This window comes from Maribellus luteus (genome assembly GCF_003576475.1).
Lineage (GTDB): Bacteria > Bacteroidota > Bacteroidia > Bacteroidales > Prolixibacteraceae > Draconibacterium > Draconibacterium luteum.
The window spans coordinates 1-505 of the sequence record NZ_QWGR01000333.1 but is presented as its reverse complement, the minus strand read 5'-3'; the positions used below and the strand labels follow the sequence as shown (position 1 = coordinate 505).

The following is a 505-nucleotide window of genomic DNA, read 5'->3' as shown; positions in this document are numbered from 1 at the left end:
ATCTTGGCGTGAAAGGCAAGTTCACATTGCCGGCGGCGCTGGTTATGCCGCCAGATGCGGAAAGCATCGCCGTCGACCGCAAGGGCGAGCGCCAGCCAAGCCAGCCGAGCCAATCGGCCAGTCGCGACACGGCTGATGCTGCAAACATGGGAACAGGCAGAACGGATGCAGCCGGCAGACCAAGCCATGCCCGATGCCGCGCCACGATCTGTGCCAGCGTGAAGATTTGGGGTGCCGCGACATGCAGATCGCTGCCGGTGGGAATACCGTTCTCCAGTGCGTGGATCACGGCGAGAGTGACGTCGTCCAGCGCCGCCACCTCGATCGGTGAGTTTGCATTCACCAGCGGTGTCACGAGAGGAAAAGCAGCCAATGCTCGCAGCAGCGATGAACCGCCATAACAATTGCGGCCGATGACGAGCGCCGGCCGCAGGATGACGAACGGTACGCCGGACCGTGTCAACGCCTCGTCAGCCAAACGCTTGGTAGCAAGAAACTCTGTTGC

At 62.0% G+C, this 505-nt stretch carries 1 protein-coding gene; it reads right to left on the bottom strand.

All coding sequences use genetic code 11. The features are described 5' to 3' along the window. On the bottom strand, nt 1-505 hold a 505-nt coding region (locus tag D1614_RS25925), incomplete at both ends, for a Rossmann-fold NAD(P)-binding domain-containing protein (protein WP_206610233.1).